The organism is Stenotrophomonas sp. TWI587 (genome assembly GCF_039674145.1).
GTDB lineage: Bacteria > Pseudomonadota > Gammaproteobacteria > Xanthomonadales > Xanthomonadaceae > Stenotrophomonas > Stenotrophomonas maltophilia_AY.
The window spans coordinates 158,369-175,806 of record NZ_JBDJMW010000009.1 but is presented as its reverse complement, the minus strand read 5'-3'; the positions used below and the strand labels follow the sequence as shown (position 1 = coordinate 175,806).

22 protein-coding genes are annotated in these 17,438 nt (G+C 66.4%); 15 read left to right on the top strand and 7 right to left on the bottom strand.

The annotated features are described in order from the left end of the window. Positions 1 to 85: 85 nt before the first annotated feature. From tesB to ABE464_RS15505, 3 genes are all read left to right on the top strand, one after another. A complete protein-coding gene (gene tesB / locus ABE464_RS15515) occupies positions 86 to 994 on the top strand; it encodes an acyl-CoA thioesterase II (RefSeq protein ID WP_088432131.1) in 909 nt (302 codons plus the stop codon). A gap of 1 nt (position 995) precedes the next feature. Next, complete coding sequence (locus ABE464_RS15510; protein WP_346472688.1) at positions 996 to 1,505, top strand: DUF2007 domain-containing protein; 510 nt, start codon at positions 996 to 998, stop codon at positions 1,503 to 1,505. 85 nt (positions 1,506 to 1,590) lie between these two features. Further along, positions 1,591 to 2,796 (top strand): sigma-70 family RNA polymerase sigma factor, encoded by a 1,206-nt coding sequence (locus ABE464_RS15505; RefSeq protein WP_346472687.1) that lies wholly within the window; start codon positions 1,591 to 1,593, stop codon positions 2,794 to 2,796. A gap of 57 nt (positions 2,797 to 2,853) precedes the next feature. Here the strand turns inward: ABE464_RS15505 and ABE464_RS15500 are convergent, their stop codons facing one another. After that, positions 2,854 to 3,459 (bottom strand): EF-hand domain-containing protein, encoded by a 606-nt coding sequence (locus ABE464_RS15500; protein ID WP_346472686.1) that lies wholly within the window; start codon positions 3,457 to 3,459, stop codon positions 2,854 to 2,856. Between the two features lie 154 nt (positions 3,460 to 3,613). On the opposite strand from ABE464_RS15500, the gene ABE464_RS15495 reads away from it, so the two are divergent. Further along, complete coding sequence (locus ABE464_RS15495) at positions 3,614 to 4,369, top strand: arginyltransferase (protein WP_346472685.1); 756 nt, start codon at positions 3,614 to 3,616, stop codon at positions 4,367 to 4,369. A 37-nt stretch (positions 4,370 to 4,406) separates the two neighbouring features. Continuing rightward, positions 4,407 to 5,612, top strand: coding sequence for an endonuclease/exonuclease/phosphatase family protein (locus ABE464_RS15490; protein WP_346472684.1), 1,206 nt, complete (start codon positions 4,407 to 4,409; stop codon positions 5,610 to 5,612). A 259-nt stretch (positions 5,613 to 5,871) separates the two neighbouring features. Here the strand turns inward: ABE464_RS15490 and purT are convergent, their stop codons facing one another. Beyond that, positions 5,872 to 7,059, bottom strand: coding sequence for a formate-dependent phosphoribosylglycinamide formyltransferase (gene purT / locus ABE464_RS15485; RefSeq protein ID WP_346472683.1), 1,188 nt, complete (start codon positions 7,057 to 7,059; stop codon positions 5,872 to 5,874). A 131-nt stretch (positions 7,060 to 7,190) separates the two neighbouring features. Here purT and ABE464_RS15480 point away from each other — a divergent pair, with 131 nt between their 5' ends. From ABE464_RS15480 to ABE464_RS15455, 6 genes are all read left to right on the top strand, one after another. Further along, on the top strand, positions 7,191 to 8,060 hold the full coding sequence (locus ABE464_RS15480) for an SPFH domain-containing protein (RefSeq protein WP_346468885.1): 870 nt from the start codon (positions 7,191 to 7,193) through the stop codon (positions 8,058 to 8,060). An 88-nt stretch (positions 8,061 to 8,148) separates the two neighbouring features. Next, positions 8,149 to 8,328, top strand: coding sequence for an Arc family DNA binding domain-containing protein (locus tag ABE464_RS15475; RefSeq protein ID WP_266084918.1), 180 nt, complete (start codon positions 8,149 to 8,151; stop codon positions 8,326 to 8,328). Further along, positions 8,325 to 8,504, top strand: coding sequence for a DUF4177 domain-containing protein (locus ABE464_RS15470; RefSeq protein WP_123728652.1), 180 nt, complete (start codon positions 8,325 to 8,327; stop codon positions 8,502 to 8,504). Before ABE464_RS15475 ends, ABE464_RS15470 begins: the two co-directional genes overlap by 4 nt. 1 nt (position 8,505) lies before the next feature. After that, positions 8,506 to 9,048 (top strand): PH domain-containing protein, encoded by a 543-nt coding sequence (locus ABE464_RS15465; RefSeq protein WP_346472682.1) that lies wholly within the window; start codon positions 8,506 to 8,508, stop codon positions 9,046 to 9,048. Positions 9,049 to 9,057: 9 nt separating this feature from the next. Beyond that, positions 9,058 to 9,867: a M15 family metallopeptidase gene (locus ABE464_RS15460; protein ID WP_346472681.1), complete on the top strand. Its 810-nt coding sequence runs from the start codon at positions 9,058 to 9,060 to the stop codon at positions 9,865 to 9,867. A 27-nt stretch (positions 9,868 to 9,894) separates the two neighbouring features. Beyond that, entirely contained in the window at positions 9,895 to 10,407 is a 513-nt protein-coding gene (locus ABE464_RS15455) for a hypothetical protein (protein ID WP_346472680.1), read from the top strand. Positions 10,408 to 10,410: 3 nt separating this feature from the next. Here the strand turns inward: ABE464_RS15455 and ABE464_RS15450 are convergent, their stop codons facing one another. The 5 genes from ABE464_RS15450 to ABE464_RS15430 all read right to left on the bottom strand — a co-directional run bounded on the left by ABE464_RS15450 (position 10,411) and on the right by ABE464_RS15430 (position 14,792). Continuing rightward, complete coding sequence (locus ABE464_RS15450) at positions 10,411 to 11,085, bottom strand: DNA-3-methyladenine glycosylase (protein ID WP_346472679.1); 675 nt, start codon at positions 11,083 to 11,085, stop codon at positions 10,411 to 10,413. A 1-nt stretch (position 11,086) separates the two neighbouring features. Further along, on the bottom strand, positions 11,087 to 11,458 hold the full coding sequence (locus ABE464_RS15445) for a DUF423 domain-containing protein (protein WP_259261348.1): 372 nt from the start codon (positions 11,456 to 11,458) through the stop codon (positions 11,087 to 11,089). A gap of 103 nt (positions 11,459 to 11,561) precedes the next feature. Continuing rightward, positions 11,562 to 12,641, bottom strand: coding sequence for an SRPBCC family protein (locus tag ABE464_RS15440; protein ID WP_346472678.1), 1,080 nt, complete (start codon positions 12,639 to 12,641; stop codon positions 11,562 to 11,564). A 313-nt stretch (positions 12,642 to 12,954) separates the two neighbouring features. Next, entirely contained in the window at positions 12,955 to 13,596 is a 642-nt protein-coding gene (locus ABE464_RS15435) for a response regulator transcription factor (protein WP_019184539.1), read from the bottom strand. Then, positions 13,596 to 14,792 carry a sensor histidine kinase gene (locus ABE464_RS15430; RefSeq protein ID WP_346472677.1) on the bottom strand — a complete coding sequence of 399 codons (1,197 nt, stop codon included), beginning with the start codon at positions 14,790 to 14,792 and terminating at the stop codon, positions 13,596 to 13,598. The genes ABE464_RS15435 and ABE464_RS15430 overlap by 1 nt, the downstream gene beginning before the upstream one ends. A gap of 139 nt (positions 14,793 to 14,931) precedes the next feature. Between ABE464_RS15430 and ABE464_RS15425 the strand changes: the two genes are divergently transcribed. From ABE464_RS15425 to minE, 4 genes are read left to right on the top strand one after another with little or no spacing between them, the layout of a single operon-like run. Beyond that, complete coding sequence (locus tag ABE464_RS15425) at positions 14,932 to 15,528, top strand: GNAT family N-acetyltransferase (RefSeq protein WP_123728644.1); 597 nt, start codon at positions 14,932 to 14,934, stop codon at positions 15,526 to 15,528. 15 nt (positions 15,529 to 15,543) lie between these two features. Further along, the gene (gene minC / locus ABE464_RS15420; protein WP_346472676.1) at positions 15,544 to 16,326 is read left to right on the top strand and encodes a septum site-determining protein MinC; all 783 of its coding nucleotides are present in this window, start codon (positions 15,544 to 15,546) and stop codon (positions 16,324 to 16,326) included. A 35-nt stretch (positions 16,327 to 16,361) separates the two neighbouring features. Next, complete coding sequence (gene minD / locus ABE464_RS15415) at positions 16,362 to 17,171, top strand: septum site-determining protein MinD (RefSeq protein WP_088432112.1); 810 nt, start codon at positions 16,362 to 16,364, stop codon at positions 17,169 to 17,171. Positions 17,172 to 17,173: 2 nt separating this feature from the next. Further along, positions 17,174 to 17,434, top strand: a complete 261-nt coding sequence (gene minE, locus ABE464_RS15410) for a cell division topological specificity factor MinE (protein WP_017355894.1) — start codon at positions 17,174 to 17,176, stop codon at positions 17,432 to 17,434. The last annotated feature ends 4 nt before the right edge of the window (positions 17,435 to 17,438 follow it).

The window sequence follows — 17,438 nt, the reverse complement described above, 5'->3', positions numbered from 1 at the left end:
CGCCTGGACACGACGCGGAGCCGGCCAGCGGCCGGCACTACCGGACCCCGTATAATCGGCGGGAGTCCAACCCAGGTTGCTGCCTTTGTCCGCCACGCACGAACCCGTCGTTTCCGAGCTGATCGACCTGCTCTCGCTCGAACGCCTGGAAGACAATCTGTTCCGCGGCCAGAGCCGCGATATCGGCACCAAGTACGTCTTTGGCGGCCAGGTGCTGGGCCAGGCGCTGTCGGCCGCCCAGAAGACGGTCGAGAACGGCCGTCACGTGCATTCGCTGCACGCCTACTTCCTGCGCGCCGGTAACATCGACCATCCCATCGTCTATGACGTGGATCGCACCCGCGATGGCGGCAGCTTCTCCGTGCGCCGGGTCACCGCGATCCAGCACGGCAAAGTGATCTTCTTCTGCGCCGCTTCGTTCCAGCAGGCCGAGACGGGCGCCGAACACCAGCACAAGATGCCGGAAGTGCCGCAGCCCGAAGACATCGAGCCGAACCAGCCGTTGCCGCAGGCCGTCCTGGATCGCCTGCCGATCAAGGTGCAGCGCTGGCTCTCACGCGGCGGCCCGTTCGAGTTCCGCCATGTGTACCCGCGTGACGAACTCAATCCTCCCAAGCGCCCGCCGTACCACCAGGTCTGGCTGCGCCTGAACGAGACCGTCGGCGATGCGCCCGAGCTGCATCAGGCGCTGCTCGCCTACGCCTCGGATTTCCACCTGCTCGGCACCGCGACCTTCCCGCACGGCATCAGCTACTACCAGCCGCATGTGCAGATGGCCTCGCTGGACCATGCGATCTGGTTCCACCGCCCGTTCCGCGCAGACGACTGGCTGCTGTACTCGCTGGACAGCCCCAGCGCGCAGGATTCGCGCGGCCTGGCGCGTGGCCAGTTCTTCACCCGCAACGGCATCCTGGTCGCCAGCACCGCGCAGGAAGGCCTGATCCGCGTGGTCGATGACAGTGCCGCAGCCGCCGCCGTGCCGGCCAAGGACTGACATGAGACAGATTTTCAACAGTCAGCGCGTCGAGACCGTGGAAGGCGTGGCCCAGCTGCTGCGCGACGCCGGCATCGAAGTGCGCATCACCAACGGGCGCTCGTACCACAGCAAGCGCGGCAGCCAGTTCAGCTATCTGGACAAGGAAAAGGCCACCACACACCCGACCCTGTGGGTGGTGCACGCCGACGACCAGCCGCGCGCCCGCGAGATCCTGCGCGATGCGCGCCTGCTGGAAACCACCCGGCGCGATCACCCGACCGCGCAGTTCGCGTTCCGCGATGAGGTCGCCCAGAACGATGCACCGCGCAACTGGGCCTGGCGCATCCGCATCGGCCTGCTGCTGGTGATTGCCGCCGTGGCGATGGTGGTGGTCATGCGCCACCGCGGCGCCCCCACCGTGGCGCCAGCGACGGCCCCGGCGGTACAGCCGGCCGCGTCGCCGGCCGCACCGGCGGCCACCCCACCGGAAGAAGAGGAAGTGCGGGTCCGGATCCAGCCCACCGAGTAATGGATAGTGCCGGCCGCTGGCCGGCTACCCGGTCACATTCCGGTTGAGGCATCGTCATACTCGGATCACCGCCGGGGAACGTGCCATGACGCATCCGCTGACCACTACGCTTGATCGCGAGCTGCCCGCAGCTGCGGGCGGCTGCCAGCGGTCCTACGGGCGCATCGTGCTGGCCTGCCAGAACACGGTCACTGCGATCGCGCTGGCGATCACCCGTGACGTGCACGCCAGCGAGGACATCGCACAGGAAGCTTTCATCAAGGCCTGGCAGCAGCTCAATCAGCTGCACAACCACGCCAGCTTCCTGCCCTGGCTGCGCCAGATCACCCGCAACCTCGCCCGTGACTGGCTGCGTGCCAACCGTGGCCGGCCGCTCTCCGGCGAAGCGGCGGAGATCGCGATCAACATGGCGGCCGATCCCAGCCCGAGTGCGCCCGATCATCTGCAGCGGGTGGAAGAAGAACTGGCCGCCGAAGACATCATCTCGGCGCTGCCGGAAGACAGTCGCGAAACCCTGCTGCTTTATTACCGCGAAGGCCAGAGCTCGCAGCAGGTCGCCGATCTGCTTGGCCTCAGTGATGCCGCGGTGCGCAAGCGCCTGTCGCGTGCCCGCGCCACCGTGCGCGAGGAGATGCTGCGTCGCTTCGGTGATTTCGCACGCAGCAGCGCGCCGAGCGCGGCATTTGCCACGACCGTCGTCTCGATGGTGCTGGTCGCCTCCCCGGGCACGGCCAGTGCTGCAATCCTGCTGGGCACTGGGCTGGGCACCGGCAAGCTCGGTCTGGGTGGTGCCAGTGTCTCCGGCGGTGCCGCAATGGGGTCATTGACGGCCGCGGCCAGCCAGACAAACGTGTTGCCGCCGGATCTCGCCTGGGGCGCGATCATCGGCAGCATGGTCGGCGGCGTGCTGGGCAGCTACCTGGGCGGCCGTTATCTGCTCTCGTATGCCGAGAACGAAAGCGAGCGCGCCGCCATCCGCAGGTTCGTCCACTACAGCACCTTCACTGCGATGCTGGTCTGCATGGGCGTGTTCGCGCTGGGCCTGCTGCCCCTTGTCTGGTACTGGCCAGTCGTGGCGCTGGCGATCGGGCTGGGTGTCGTCAACTATCAGTGCATGGTTCCGCTGCAGCGGATCATGGCGCCGATGGTCGCACGCGATGCAGCCCGCCACGGGCGCACCGGGGCGAACTGGAAATATCAGTCGTTGTACGGCCCCAAAGCACTGTGGGTCATGAATCTGCTGGTGGTCGGCACCATCGTCTGGGCGATGTACAAGAACGGCCGCATCTGACGCAGAAAAGCGCCGGTCGATGACCGGCGCTTTCGTTGTGCAATGCCTGCGTACCGCTTACTTCGCGGCCGGTGCCTTCGGCGGCATCGGCGGCTTGCCGTCGCGATGCTTGCCATCGCGATGATCGCCACGCGGGCCACCGAACGGCCCCTTGGCAGCATCGAACTCGGCCTTGCTCAGCTGGCCATCCTTGTTGGTATCGGCCGCGGCAAACCAGGCATCACGATGCTGCTTCATGCGCAGCTCGCGGTCGGCCTTGTCCAGATAGCCATCCTTGTTGACGTCCATCTCATCGAAGCGCGCGGCCAGGCGCGGGTCGGCCTTGGCCTCCTCGCGGCTGATGCGGCCGTCCTTGTTGGTGTCCAGCTTGGTCATCCAGTCGCCATGCCCACCCGGGCCACGGCCATGGCGCTTGCCGTGCCAGCGCGGCAGTTCCTCACGGGACAGCTTGCCGTCCTTGTTGGCATCCAGCGTGTCGAACTGCGCAGCCAGACGCGGCGACTTGGCCGCTTCGGTGCGGTCGATGAAGCCGTCGCCATTGGTGTCCAGCTTGGCGCGGGCAGGCTTGTCGGCGGCGGCGGGGGTATCGGCGGCGACCGCCAGGCCGGCAGCACCGGTGGACAGCAGCAGGGCCAGCAGCAGGAGGGATTTGCGGTTGCGCATGGGTAACTCCGGTTCGTAAGGGAAACTGCGTGCGGTGCGTGGCACCCACACCGGTAACAACGCGTGGACGCGGGAGGCGTTGACAGCCCGGCCGGCCATGTTCATGTGGCAGACAGTCGCGGCGGCTGCGACGGCACGGGGCTATGCTGTAGGCATGGCAATACACGGCGACCGCGACGACGAGCTGCGACTGTTCCAGACCGGCGACCACCCCTGTGGCTACTGGCCGGAGCGGGCCGCGCGCGATCTGGTGCTCGATCCCAACGATCCGCGCCTGGGCACGCTGTACCCGATGGCACTGGGCTGGGGCTTCCGCCGCTCCGGCGATCTGGTCTACCGCCCGCACTGCGCCGACTGCCACGCCTGCGTGGCCGTGCGCATCCCCGTGGCCCGCTTCGCACCGGACCGCAGCCAGCGCCGCTGCCTGGCCCGCAATGCGGATCTGGAAGTGCGCATCGTTGCCGCCGAACAGACCGAAGAGCAGTTCGCGCTGTATCACCGTTACCTGACCCATCGCCACGCGCAGGGCGGCATGGACGAACACGGCCCGCACGAGTTCGACCAGTTCCTGATCGGGCGCTGGTCGCAGGGCCGTTTCATCGAACTGCGCGGCCCGACAGTGGACGGCCATCGCGGCCCACTGCTCGGGGTGGCCGTGACCGATGTCACCCCGCAGGGACTCTCGGCGGTCTACACCTTCTTCGACCCGGAGCAGGCCCATCGCGGGCTGGGCACCTTCGCGATCCTGCAGCAGATCGCCTGGGCCCAGCGCGAACAGCTGCCGCACCTGTACCTGGGCTACTGGATCCGCGACCACCGCAAGATGGACTACAAGCGCCGGTTCCGCCCGCTGGAGGCCTACGATGGCCGCCGCTGGCATGCCTTCGATGACGAATTGGACGGCCGCTGACGCATCACTGACACCGTGACGGGTGCAAAATAGGCGGATGAAAGCCCATCCCCTTATCCTTGTCCTGGCTCTGCTCTGCGGCGCCTGCGCACAGAGCCCTGCCAAGACCGCCGCCATGCCGGATCCCGCTTCCGCACCGCTGCGGATCGCCACCTACAACACCTCCCTGTACAGCGACGAGACCGGCGGCCTGATCGCCGAGCTCGAAGGCGACAGCGAACACGCGCGCAAGATCGCCGCCGTCCTGCAGCAGGTCCGCCCGGATCTGGTCCTGCTCAACGAGTTCGATTACGACGACGCCCACCGCGCCGCCGACCTGTTCCAGAAGCGCTACCTGGAAGCCGCCCAGCCGGGCGGCGGTGAGCCGCTGCACTACGCCTATCGCTACCTCGCCCCGGTCAACACCGGCGTGCAGAGCGGCCTGGACCTGGACAACAACGGCGAGATCGGCGGCGAAGGCCGCGCCCGTGGCAACGATGCCTGGGGCTACGGCCTGCACCCGGGCCAGTACGGCATGCTGGTGCTGTCGCGCTACCCGATCGATGAAGCCAAGGTCCGCAGCTTCCAGCTGCTGAAGTGGAGCACGATGCCGGGCGCCCTGCGCCCGATCGACCCGCGCACCGGGAAATCCTTCTACAACGACCACGTGTGGTCGCAGCTGCGCCTGTCCTCCAAATCGCATTGGGACGTGCCGGTGACCACCCCGAACGGCACCGTGCACGCCCTGGTCTCGCACCCGACCCCGCCGGTCTTCGACGGCCCGGAAAAGCGCAACGCCGCCCGCAACCACGACGAACTGCGCCTGTGGCAGGACTACCTCAAGGACCGCGACACCGCGTGGCTGTGCGATGACCGCGGCCAGTGCGGCGGCCTCGCGCAGGACGCACGCTTCGTCATCCTCGGCGACCTCAACAACGACCCGGTCGACGGCGACGGCCGCCATGAGGCCATCCTCGAACTGATCGAAAACCCCCGCGTCCTGCGCTACCCCACCCCACGCAGCGTCGGCGCCGAGCAGACCAGCCTGGCCTACGCCGAAAAGGGCATCGTCCGCAAAGGCGCCCCCTTCCACGCCACCGGCGACTTCGGCCCCAAATCCGGCACCATGCGCCTGGACTACGTCCTGCCCTCGGTCGGCTTCAACTACATCGGCAGCGGTGTGTTCTGGCCATCCAAAGACCTTCCCGAAGCAAACATCGCCGACGGCAGCGACCACCACCTCGTATGGGTCGACCTGAAGTAAGGCCCGCGTCGCTCTCAACGAAAAAACGGCGAGCCAAGGCTCGCCGTTTTTCGTTTGCTCCGCTGTTCGAACCGCGCACCCGACCTTCCGCGAAGAGGTGATCGGGCAGCCCGATGAAGGACCGTGTGCGGCATGGATGCCGCACTACGAGCCCCCAGGGATGGGTTTACGGCGTGTCCTGCATCGGGCTGCCCGATCGCCTCAGACCGAGAGCAACCAAGGCGCCACCTTCGGCTTAGGCTTGGGCCTCAAACCCACCTCAAGACCGCAACTCGATCCCAATAGCCTCAGCCGCCTCACGCGCAATCTTCCGCGCCTCATCGACATCCGCCCCCCGCGCCAACGTCACCCCCACCCGGCGATGCCCGTGCACACTCGGCTTGCCGAACAGACGCAGCGCCGAATCCGGATGCACCAGCGCCGCCGCCACATTGCTGAAGAACGGCACGCCCTCGCCATGCGCCAACAGCGCGCACGACGCCGACGGACCACTCTGACGGATCACCGGAATCGGCAGCCCCAGGATGGCGCGCGCATGCAGCGCGAATTCACTCAACTCCTGCGATGCCAAGGTTACCAGACCCGTGTCATGCGGCCGCGGCGACACCTCGCTGAACCACACCTCATCGCCCTTCACGAACAACTCGACCCCGAACAGCCCCCAACCGCCCAGCTCATCGGTGATCGCCTGCGAAATCTCCTCCGCCCGCGCCAGCGCACGTGGCGACATCGGCTGCGGCTGCCAGCTCTCGCGGTAATCCCCATCCTTCTGCCAGTGCCCGATCGGCGCACAGAACGAGGTCCCGCCCGCATGACGCACGGTCAGTAGGGTGATCTCGTATTCGAAGTCGATGAAGCCCTCCACGATGCAGCGCCCGGCGCCGGCGCGGCCACCGGTCTGCGCGTACTCCCAGGCCGGCGCGATGTCCGCGTCCTGGCGCAGCGTGCTCTGGCCCTTGCCCGAGGAGGACATCACCGGCTTGACCACGCACGGCAGCCCGATCGCCGCCACGGCTGCACGGTACTCGGCGTCCGTATCGACGAAACGGTAGGGCGAGGTCGGCAGGCCCAGCGTCTCGGCGGCGAGCCGGCGGATGCCCTCGCGGTCCATGGTCAGCCGTGCCGCACGCGCAGTGGGCACCACGCGCAGGCCCTGCTCCTGTTCCAGCTGGACCAGCGTCTCGGTATGGATCGCCTCGATCTCCGGCACCACCAGATGCGGCTTTTCCAGTGCGATCAGCGCGCGCAGCGCCATGGCGTCGAGCATGTCGATCACGTGCGAACGGTGCGCCACCTGCATGGCCGGCGCGTCGGCATAGCGGTCGGCGGCAATCACCTCCACGCCCAGCCGCTGCAGTTCGATGGCGACCTCCTTGCCAAGTTCACCGGACCCCAGCAGCAGCACACGGGTGGCGGAAGGAGACAGCGGCGTACCGAGCGTGGACATGGCGGTGTTCCGGGCAACAGGGGCGGGAGGGCATTTTAGCCGGTGCGCCCCCTCCATGACCGGCCCGCCCGGCACTTGCGGACTGATATCAATTTGATATCGTCCACTCAACTACCCAAGGACGCCCCGCCATGAAAGAGAAGTCGATCCGCTCGCTGTCCGGCCTGCCCTTCCTGCTGCTGGTGCTGGCTCTGACCGCGGTGGCCGTGTGGATGTTCGTGGTCGGGGTGGACAAGGGCAACCGCAACCCGGCGCTGATCATCGGCAGCCTCCTGCTCGCCACCACCGCCCTGCTCAGCCTGGTCGGCCTGTATACGGTGCAGCCCAACCAGGCGGTGGTCGTCAGCCTGTTCGGCAAGTACGTCGGCACCGTCAAGGAGAACGGCCTGCGCTGGAACAACCCGTTCTTCACCAAGGTCAAGGTGAGCCAGCGCGTGCGCAACTTCGAAAGTGGCAAGCTCAAGGTCAATGAGCTGGACGGCAGCCCGATCGAGATCGCCGCGGTGATCGTGTGGCAGGTGGTGGATGCTTCCGAGGCTGTCTACAACGTGGATGACTACGAGAGCTTTGTGCACATCCAGTCCGAGTCGGCGCTGCGCGCGATGGCGACCAGCTATCCGTATGACCAGCACGAAGAAGGCCAGCTCTCGCTGCGCAGCCATGCTGCGGAGATTTCCCAGCACCTCAAGGACGAGCTGGCCGAGCGCCTGGCCGATGCCGGCGTGCAGGTGATCGATGCGCGCATCAGCCACCTCGCCTATGCGCCGGAAATCGCCCAGGCGATGCTGCAGCGCCAGCAGGCGAACGCCGTCATCGCCGCGCGTACGCGGATCGTCGCTGGTGCGGTCGGCATGGTCGAAATGGCCCTGGCCGAACTGCAGAAGAACGGCGTGGTCCAGCTCGATGAAGAGCGCAAGGCGCACATGGTGAGCAACCTGCTGACTGTGCTGTGCTCGGACCGTGGCACCCAGCCGGTGGTCAACGCCGGTTCGCTGTATTGATGCACCAGCGTGCCGGCCCTTGGTCGGCACCTGCCAACGCAACCCGGCGCCGAGGGGACGGCACGGGGTGTAGATAAAGGACCCCCGCATGACCGAAAAGAAAGCGTACCCGCTGCGTATCAATGCCGACGTTCTGGCGGCGGCGCAGCGCTGGGCCGACGACGACCTGCGCAGCCTCAACGCGCAGATCGAGTATGTGCTGCGTGATGCACTGCGCAAGGCCGGACGCCTTCCCAGGCCCACCACCGACAAGGAGAGCAAATCATGAGCAGGCGCTGGAGCTACCTGACCGTTGAAGTGAAGCCGGGCATGATGGGCATTGTGAAACCCAAAGACATACAGGACGAACTGACCCGGCATGGCAACCTGGGCTGGGAACTGGTCAACCTTGTCTTCGCACCGCCCCTCAATACGGCGCTGCTGATCTTCAAGAAGGAGGATTGAGATGCCTGCAGCTCAATCCTTCGAGGTTGCCCCATCGCCGGTCTGGCGACTGCTGTGGCTGTGGATTCCGCTACTGCTCGTCGCTGGCCTGATGGTCGGCACCGCGCTGGACGCACCGGAGCGTTCGCACACCGAGCTGATGATCACGTTGCCTTTCCTGGCCGTACTGGCAGCCGTACTGACCTGGGCCTACAGCCGGCGTCGCATCGTGCTGCATGAGGACACCCTGGAGGTGTTGTCGACCTTCTACCGCAAGCGCGTGGCGGTCAGCGCGATGCGGCTGGACGAGGCGCGTATCGTCGACTTCGCCGAGCATGGCCGGTACAAGCCCTCGATCAAGACCAACGGCTACGGCGTACCGGGATTCCAGTCCGGGCACTACCGCATGGCCGATCGCAGCAAGGCGTTCTGCCTGATCACCGACAGCAGCCGCGTGCTGTACGTGCCGCTGCGCGATGGCAGCGCCCTGGTGATCAGCCCGGACCGCCCACGTGCACTGCTCGATGCCCTGCAGGCGCTGGCCGGACCGCCGCGCGCGCACTAAGCTGGTGACATGCGCCGATCCCCTGCCCTGCTGATCAACACCGCCGAGATCGAACTGTGGCCCGGCGGCCTGCTGCGTGCGCGCAGCTCCGCCGACGCACGCGCGCTGGCCCGTGCGCGGTGGGTCCTGCGGCGCAAACGCGATGGGCGCTACCTCGCCGTGGCCACCGCGCACGGCATGTTGCCGCTGGTACCGCGCCTGATGCGCGAGCCGGGCATCGAGGAGGCACTGGATGCGCTGGACCGCCAGCTGCTGGATCGCCGCCGTGGCAGCGCGCCCGATGCGGTGCTGCCCCTGAGTGGACTGCAGCATCGCCTCGAAACCCTCGGGATTGGTGCCGATGCTTACGAGGCCGCGACCGGTCTGGCGCTGGAAGCCGAACCGGCTCAGCTGCACCTGGCCGGCTTCGACCGCTACCGGCGGCCACTCTGGCTGCAGCGTGACGCCGCCCGCAGCTGGCAACGCCTGCGCGCGCGGGCCGCTGCCGATGGCATCGCGCTGGATGCGATCTCCGGTTACCGCAGCCACGACTATCAGCTGGGCATCTTCGCGCGCAAACGCAGCCGCGGACTGAGTGTGGAGGACATCCTGAAGGTCAACGCCGCGCCCGGTTACAGCGAGCATCACAGCGGCCTTGCGCTGGACATCGGCACGCCGGGCGAACCGCCGGCTGAAGAATCGTTTGAGTCGACGGCCGCGTTCGCGTGGCTGGCCGAGCATGCGGGCCGCTTTGGCTTCCAGCTGAGCTACCCGCGCGACAACCCGCACGGAATTGTCTACGAACCGTGGCATTGGTGCTGGCGCCAGGCTACGGCCTGAGCAGCGCTAGCAAGCAGGAACATGTTCATGGACGATCAGAATCCCTATCAAGCCGGCGCGGTCATCCCTACCGCGATCTCACCACCCCATTGGGAACAGGTGCCCAGCCGGATCACCGCGCCGATCACGCAGCTTGCCCTGATGGGCTTGTCACTGGCCCTGTTCGCATTCGGATTGGGCGGCTGGCGGCTGATCAGCAGCGGATCGCTGTTTTTCGCCATCGATGCTGTTGGCGCGGGGGTTGGTGGTTGCATCTACTTATCCCTGGCTTTCGGTGTCTACCGGCGCAGCAGAGTCGTGGTCTGCCTCGCAGGGGCTATCTGGGTGACCGTCGTTACGGGGCGCTTGCTGCGCGACGATCCCGGATTCGTAGACCGCCCATTCCAGACTGCCGTGATTCTCGTCGTCGGCGTGCTCATCGTCCGCGCCACCATCGCCACGTTCCGCTACCACCGCCACCTCGCCACACAGAAGCGCCAGCCGCCACGGGCACGCATCAGTGACGACCCCATCTTCGCGCCGAGGCCGCCAGCCGCGTAGGCCTCACCCCTGCGAGCGGTTGGTCTCAGCCTTCGGATCCACCATGAAATCGGCGATCCGCCACAGGTACAGGCTGGCGTAGGTCCGGAACGGGCCCCATTTCTCGCCGCGGGCGAGCAGTTCCTTCGGGGTCGGCATCCGCTCGGCCTTGTCCACGCGCTGCGCGCCCTTGCGGACACCGAGGTCGTCCACCGGCAGGATATCCGGGCGGCCGAGCCGGAACATCAGCATCATTTCCACCGTCCAGCGGCCGATGCCGCGGATCGGCACCAGGGCGTCGATGATCGCGCCGTGGTCCATCACCGACATCCGGCGCAGGTCGGGAATCTCGCCGGCCGCCTCGCGGCGCGCCAGGTCGCGCAGGGCCAGCGCCTTGTTGCCCGAGACGCCGCACACCCGCAGCGCCGCATCGTCGATGAGCGACAGCGTATCGGCATGCAGCCGGCTGCTCCCGATCGCGGTTTCCACCCGCCCGACAATGGTCGAGGCGGCCTTGCCGCTGAGCTGCTGGAACAGGATCGCCCGTGCCAGCGCATCGACCGGGTCGAAGGTCTTGGCCCAGCCCGGCTGCGCCTGGATGGGGCCAAGCCGCTTCATCCACGTGCCCAGCCGCCGGTCGCGTCGGCTCAGCCAGTCATGCGCCTGATCGACATCGAAGCCACGGCGGTAACGGGGCATGTCAGCGCTTCAGCGCGTTCAGCCCGTAGGCCAGCCACCCCACCATCAGGGCCGTGCCGCCGATCGGTGCCAGCTGGGTGCTGAGCTTCCACAGCGCGCCCGCCACCAGGCTGCCGGAGAACAGCAGCGTGCCGATCAGCAGGACGTACAGGGCCAGCCGGCCCAGCGTGTTCTGCTGGGTCGGACCAAGGACGGCCAAGGCCACACCGTGCCCGAACGCGTACAGCGCCGCGGTGGTCACATGCGACTGCGCCAGCGGGTCGGCGATGCCATGGGAGGCGTAAGCCGACAGGCCCACCGCCGTGGCCGCGAGCAGGCCGCCCAGGCCGGCCAGCAGGGAGGGTTTGCGCGTGCGTCGTTCCAGGTTGAGCATGCTTGCGTCCTTCAGACAGTGCCCCGTGGCCGGAGCCAAAAAAAAACGCGCCGCAGGAAGCGGCGCGTTTCAGGTCGTGCGTTACATCACGGCAACCGTCGGATTACTTGACGGCCCAGTAGATGTCGTACGTGCCTTCCGGAGTGAACGACTTGTCCACGCCGTCCTTCCAGGACTCGTACGGACGATCGATCACTTCGTTGCCGCCGGTCACCGACCACGCACGCAGTGCGTTACGGGCGATGTCCAGGCCGGCCATGTGGCCGGTGTAGGCCGCGTGGGCCGAACGATGCGGAGCCACATGCACGTACTTGACCGGTGCGCCATCGTCGATCTTCACCGTCAGGGCTTCGGCCGTCGCGGCCTCGGCACCCTTCTTCTTGACCGGCTGGGCCACGTCGAAGGCGTACTTCTCGGCGCCGAAATCGGTGGTGATGATGCGGAACGGACCGGCGGCTTCGAGGTTGTTGGCCTCCATGACGCGCTTGATCCACTCCTGGTTGTCCTTGATGGACTTGGTGATGGTCTCCTGGCCGCGGTCCACGTTGCCGGCGGTGACGACCAGCAGGTCCTCGGCCGGGACGTCCACGATGGCCAGATCGGTCAGCGGGGCTTCGGCAGTGCGGTAGTCCACGTTCGGCACGGTGGCCAGCATGTTGGCCATGCGCGACAGACCCAGCTTCAGGTCGTCACCCGCGTGACGGCTGACGTACAGGCCAGCGTAGCGACCGAACAGGTTGAACCCGTACTTGACGCTGTAGTCCTGCGTGATCTTGACGTTGCGGCCACCCTTGCCGGTCGGCTCCAGGGTGAAGTTGGTCACCTTGTCGTGGCCCTTGGTCTGGTCCTCGATGGCGATGGCAACGTGCTTGTTCTGCTCGGACTCGGTGATCACCCAGCTACCCTGGCCCAAGGAACCTTCCTTGGAGGAGTATTCCAGGCGTGCGCCGACACCGGCAGCCGGGCCGGAGTGCTTCAGTTCAACGGCGGGATCGCGCAGCAAGAGCGGGTTCCAGTCCTTGAAGCGGCGCAGGCTGTTGACCGTGTCGTACACGATCGTCATCTTGCGGTTGGTCTCGATGCTTTCGGAAATATGGCGCTCGCCCGGCAGACATACGCCAATGATGACGAACAGGCCAGCCACGATCCCCAAGGCGATCAGGAACTCGATAATACGGGTCATTCAGGAGTCTCCGGGGCCGATCCCACGGCCGGGTTGATTGAAGCGAAGCGCCAATCCTAGCAGGCTTCGCCGGTGTTGTTGATCAGGGTTGGCACACCGGTTTCCATGTCGGCAGCGGTTTTGCATAGACAAGGAGCGGAAAGATAACGCATCGCGCGTGTCAGCACGTAGCGTATGGGCAATATTTCTTTGCCGGATTCGGCCGCCAGGGCCGAAAATTCCCTTGCATCGCTTGCGCTGCAAGGGTTTCGAAGGATTCAGAAATTACCTGTGAACCCGTGGCCGTCCGAGGGCCGCCGCCGGGCGCGCGGGCTCACACCAGCTGCAGTTCGAAGGCCTTGAGCACCGCCCGGGTGCGGTCGCGCACCCCCAGCTTGGACAGGATGTTGGACACATGGTTCTTGATCGTGCCCTCGGCTACGCCCAATGAATTGGCGATCTCCTTGTTGGAGAAGCCGCTGGCCATCAGGCGCAGGATCTCGGTCTCGCGGTCGGTCAACGGGTCCGGCCGGTCCAGGCTCACAAACTCGTTGCGCATGTGCTCCAGGCCGGAGAGCAGCCGCTGGGTGACCGCCGGCTGCACCAGCGACCCGCCATCGGCCACGGTGCGGATCGCACCCACGAGCTGGTCCAGGGTCACGTCCTTGAGCAGGTAGCCCTTCGCCCCAGCCTTCAGCCCGGCCAGCACCAGCTGGTCGTCATCGAAGGTAGTCAGGATGATGGTCGGCGGCAGCTGGTTCAGACGCGACAGCATCTGCAGTGCCTCCAGCCCGGACATCACCGGCATGCGCATGTCCATCAGGACCACGTCCGGGCGGACCTGCGGAACCACCTCGACTGCCTGGCGGCCATCGGCGGCCTCGGCGACCACCTCGATGCCGTCATCGAGTGCCAGCAGCGAGCGGATCCCCTGCCGCACCAGGGTTTGGTCGTCGACCAGGCAGACGCGAATCATCAACGCACTCCTTCAATGACAGCGGACAGCATCAATACTGGCACGCCGGGTACCGAGGCGCGCAGGCGGAAGCCCTGACCCCGGCGGGTTTCGATCTGCAGCTCACCACCGCATTGTTGCAGCCGCTCGCGCATCCCGCGCAATCCGTTGCCGACCACGATGCCGTCCGCGCCGACCCCATCATCATGCGCCTCCAGCACCACGACGCCCGGCGGCTCGCGCCGGACCTTGATCCACAGGTTGCGCGCGCCGGCGTGCCGTACCGCATTGGTGATGATTTCCTGAGTGCAGCGCAGCAGCACGTGGGCCCGTTCGGGGTCCTCCACGCTCAGCGGCTCGTCGATGTCCAGGTGGATGTCCAGCGAGGGCACCTGCTCGGTCAGCGGGCGCAGGGCTGCGGCCAGATCGATGGCACCACTGTCGCGCAGCTGGCTGACCGCCTCGCGCACGTCGGTCAACAGCAGCTTGGCCAGGGTATGGGCCTGATGCACATGTTCCTGGGCCTGGCCCTCGGTGATGTGGCCTGCCACCTCCAGGTTGAGGCTGAGCGCGGTCAGGTGGTGGCCCAGCAGGTCGTGCAGCTCGCGGGAGATGCGGGTGCGCTCGTTGACCCGGGCGCTCTCGGCCAGCAGCACGCGGGTGGCGCGCAGCTCGGTATTGAGCCGTCGCTGTTCTTCCCGGGCATCGGTCTGCTGCCGTGCAACCAAGCTGGTCACGAAGATGAACATGGAGAAGCCGCCGTACAGCAGCGACTGCATCACCGCCTCGAACAGCGAGAAATTCAGGATCAGGTAGTAGACCGGAAGCACCGCCAGCTGACTCAGCAGCAGCCAGATCACGCCACCGCGCACGGGGAGCATCCACGGAATGACGCCGGCAGCGACCATCATCAGGATGCTGCCCAGCCCGGACCCGCTCAGGTAGCTCACGCCCAGCGCCGAGGCGGTGAGCAGCACCAGCATGACGCGGTCGTACCAGCGCGAGTGGCCGCCGTTGCGCAGCCCGCGCGTCAGCCAGAAATAGCCCGCACCGAAGGCCAGGTACGCAGCGAACAGCCACAGCGCCCAGGCATCGACGCCACCGCCGCGCCGCAGCAGCGCTTCGTACTGTGAGTAGACCAGAGGGAGTCCGACCATGACCCAGGTGAACAGGCCGGCCAGTCGCAGTACTCGAGTGTGGCTGAGGTATACCAACATGGACGCATAGTAGGCTGAACCCGTGCCCCTGCACTCCCACAGAAGTCATGCCTGTCGGCTCGCGGGGGAAGGCCACCCATGCAATAATCGGACCGAACGGCCCCTCGATGGGCCAACCGCGTTACCCCACGGAGTCACAATGTCGATTGTCATCCGCGACGTGCGCGAGCACGAGCTCGATTCCGTCCTGGCCCTGAACAACAATGCCGGCCTGGCCATCCTGCCGTTGGATGCCGCCCGCCTGCGTCTGTTCTATGAAAGCGCTGAGTATTTCCGCGTCGCCGAGCGCGACGGCAACCTGGCCGGTTTCCTGATCGGCTTCGGCAGCGACAGCCAGCACGACAGCAGCAACTTCGCCTGGTTCAAGCAGCAGCTGGGCAGCAAATTCTTCTATATCGACCGCATCGTGGTCGCCAGCCGCCGTCGCGGCGGTGGCGTCGGCCGTGCGTTCTATGCCGATGCGCAGAGCTACGCCGAGCTGCGCTACCCGCAGCTGACCTGCGAAGTGTTCCTGGACCACGGCGCCGATGCCGCCCTGCTCTTCCACGGCAGCTTCGGCTTCCGCGAAGTCGGGCAGAACACCATGGCCCACGTTGACGTGCGCGCCAGCATGCTGCTCAAGGACCTGTGCAGTTACCAGTGGGTGCACGACACCTACGGCGACCAGTTGCCGGATGTGCCCTGGGTGGGCCATCGCCGCGAGCCGCTGCGCGTCCAGCAGCAGACGGGGACCTGATCGGTGGCAGCGAACATGGATTTTGAACAGGCCGGTGAGCTGAAGATCGGCCAGGTGGGCATCGCCAATCTGCGTATCCGCACCCTCGACGTCGACCGCCTCACCCGTGAAATGCAGGAACGTGTCGCGCGTGCCCCCAAGCTGTTCGGGCGTGCCGCGGTCATCCTGGATTTCGGCGGACTCAGCAGGATCCCGGACGTGGCCACCGCCAAGGCGCTGCTGGACGGCCTGCGCAAGGCCGGCGTGCTGCCGGTGGCGCTGGCCTACGGCACCACCGAAACCGACCTGCTGTCCCAGCAGCTCGGCTTGCCGCTGCTGGCCAAGTTCCGCGCCCAGTACGAGCGCGCCGAGGCCGAGCCGGCCCCTGCGCCCCTGCCGGTCGCCGAACCGCCGCCGCGCCGTGCGCGTGCCGCCGCTGCCGTGCCTGCGGCGCCGGCGCCCAGCGCTGTGGCCACCGGTGGCGCGCCCAAGCCGGGCCGCATGCAGACCGCCAACGTCCGCTCGGGCCAGCAGCTGTATGCGGAAAACTGCGACCTGACCGTCATGGCCACCGTCGGCGCGGGCGCCGAAGTGATCGCCGACGGCAGCATCCACATCTACGGTACGCTGCGGGGCCGTGCCCTGGCAGGTGCCCAAGGCAACACCACGGCGCGCATTTTCTGCCGTGAATTCCACGCTGAACTGGTCGCCATCGCCGGCCATTACAAGGTACTGGACGATGTCCCGGACTCCCTGCGCGGCAAGGCCGTGCAGGTGTGGCTGGAACAGGACCAGATCAAGATCGCTGCGCTGGACTGACGCAGCCCCCAAACAGAAGAATCAGGAGAAATCCTTTGGCTGAAATCATCGTAGTCACCTCCGGCAAGGGCGGCGTCGGCAAGACCACCAGCAGCGCCAGCCTGGCCTGCGGGTTGGCACGTCGTGGCAAAAAGGTGGCGGTGATCGACTTCGACGTCGGCCTGCGCAACCTGGACCTGATCATGGGCTGCGAGCGCCGCGTGGTGTACGACTTCGTCAATGTCGTGCACGGCGAAGCGACCCTCAAGCAGGCCCTGATCAAGGACAAGCGCTTCGACAACCTGTACGTGCTGGCTGCCTCGCAGACCCGCGACAAGGATGCGCTGACCCAGGAAGGCGTGCGCAAGGTGCTCGACGACCTCATCGCCGACGGCTTCGAATACGTCATCTGCGACTCCCCGGCCGGCATCGAGAAGGGTGCGTTCCTGGCGATGTACTACGCCGACCGTGCGGTCGTGGTGGTGAACCCGGAAGTGTCCTCGGTGCGCGACTCGGACCGCATCATCGGTCTGCTCGATTCGAAGACCCACAAGGCCGAATCCGGCAAGAACGTGCCGGCTTTCCTGCTGCTCACGCGCTACAGCCCGGTACGGGTGGAAAGTGGCGAGATGCTCAGCATCACCGACGTGGAAGAAGTGTTGGGCCTGAAGGCCATTGGCGTGGTGCCCGAATCGGGCGACGTGCTCAATGCGTCCAACAAGGGTGAGCCGGTCATTCTGGACCCCGAATCGGCGGCGGGCCAGGCATACGAAGATGCGGTGGGCCGCATCCTTGGCGAAGAGCGTCCGATGCGCTTCACCACCGTGGAGAAGAAAGGCTTCTTCAGCAAGCTGTTCGGAGGGTAAGCATGGGACTGTTCGATTTCCTGAACCGAAAGAAGACCACTGCCGAAACGGCCAAGAACCGCCTGCAGATCATCATCGCGCAGGAACGCAGCCACCGCGGCGGCCCGGACTACCTGCCCCTGCTGCAGCGCGAGCTGCTGGAAGTGATCAAGAAGTACGTCAACATCGACGCTGATGCGGTCAAGGTCGATCTGGTCAAGGACGGGGAGCACGATGTGCTCGATATCTCCGTCGCCTTGCCGGAAGGCCCGCAGCAGCCCTGATCGA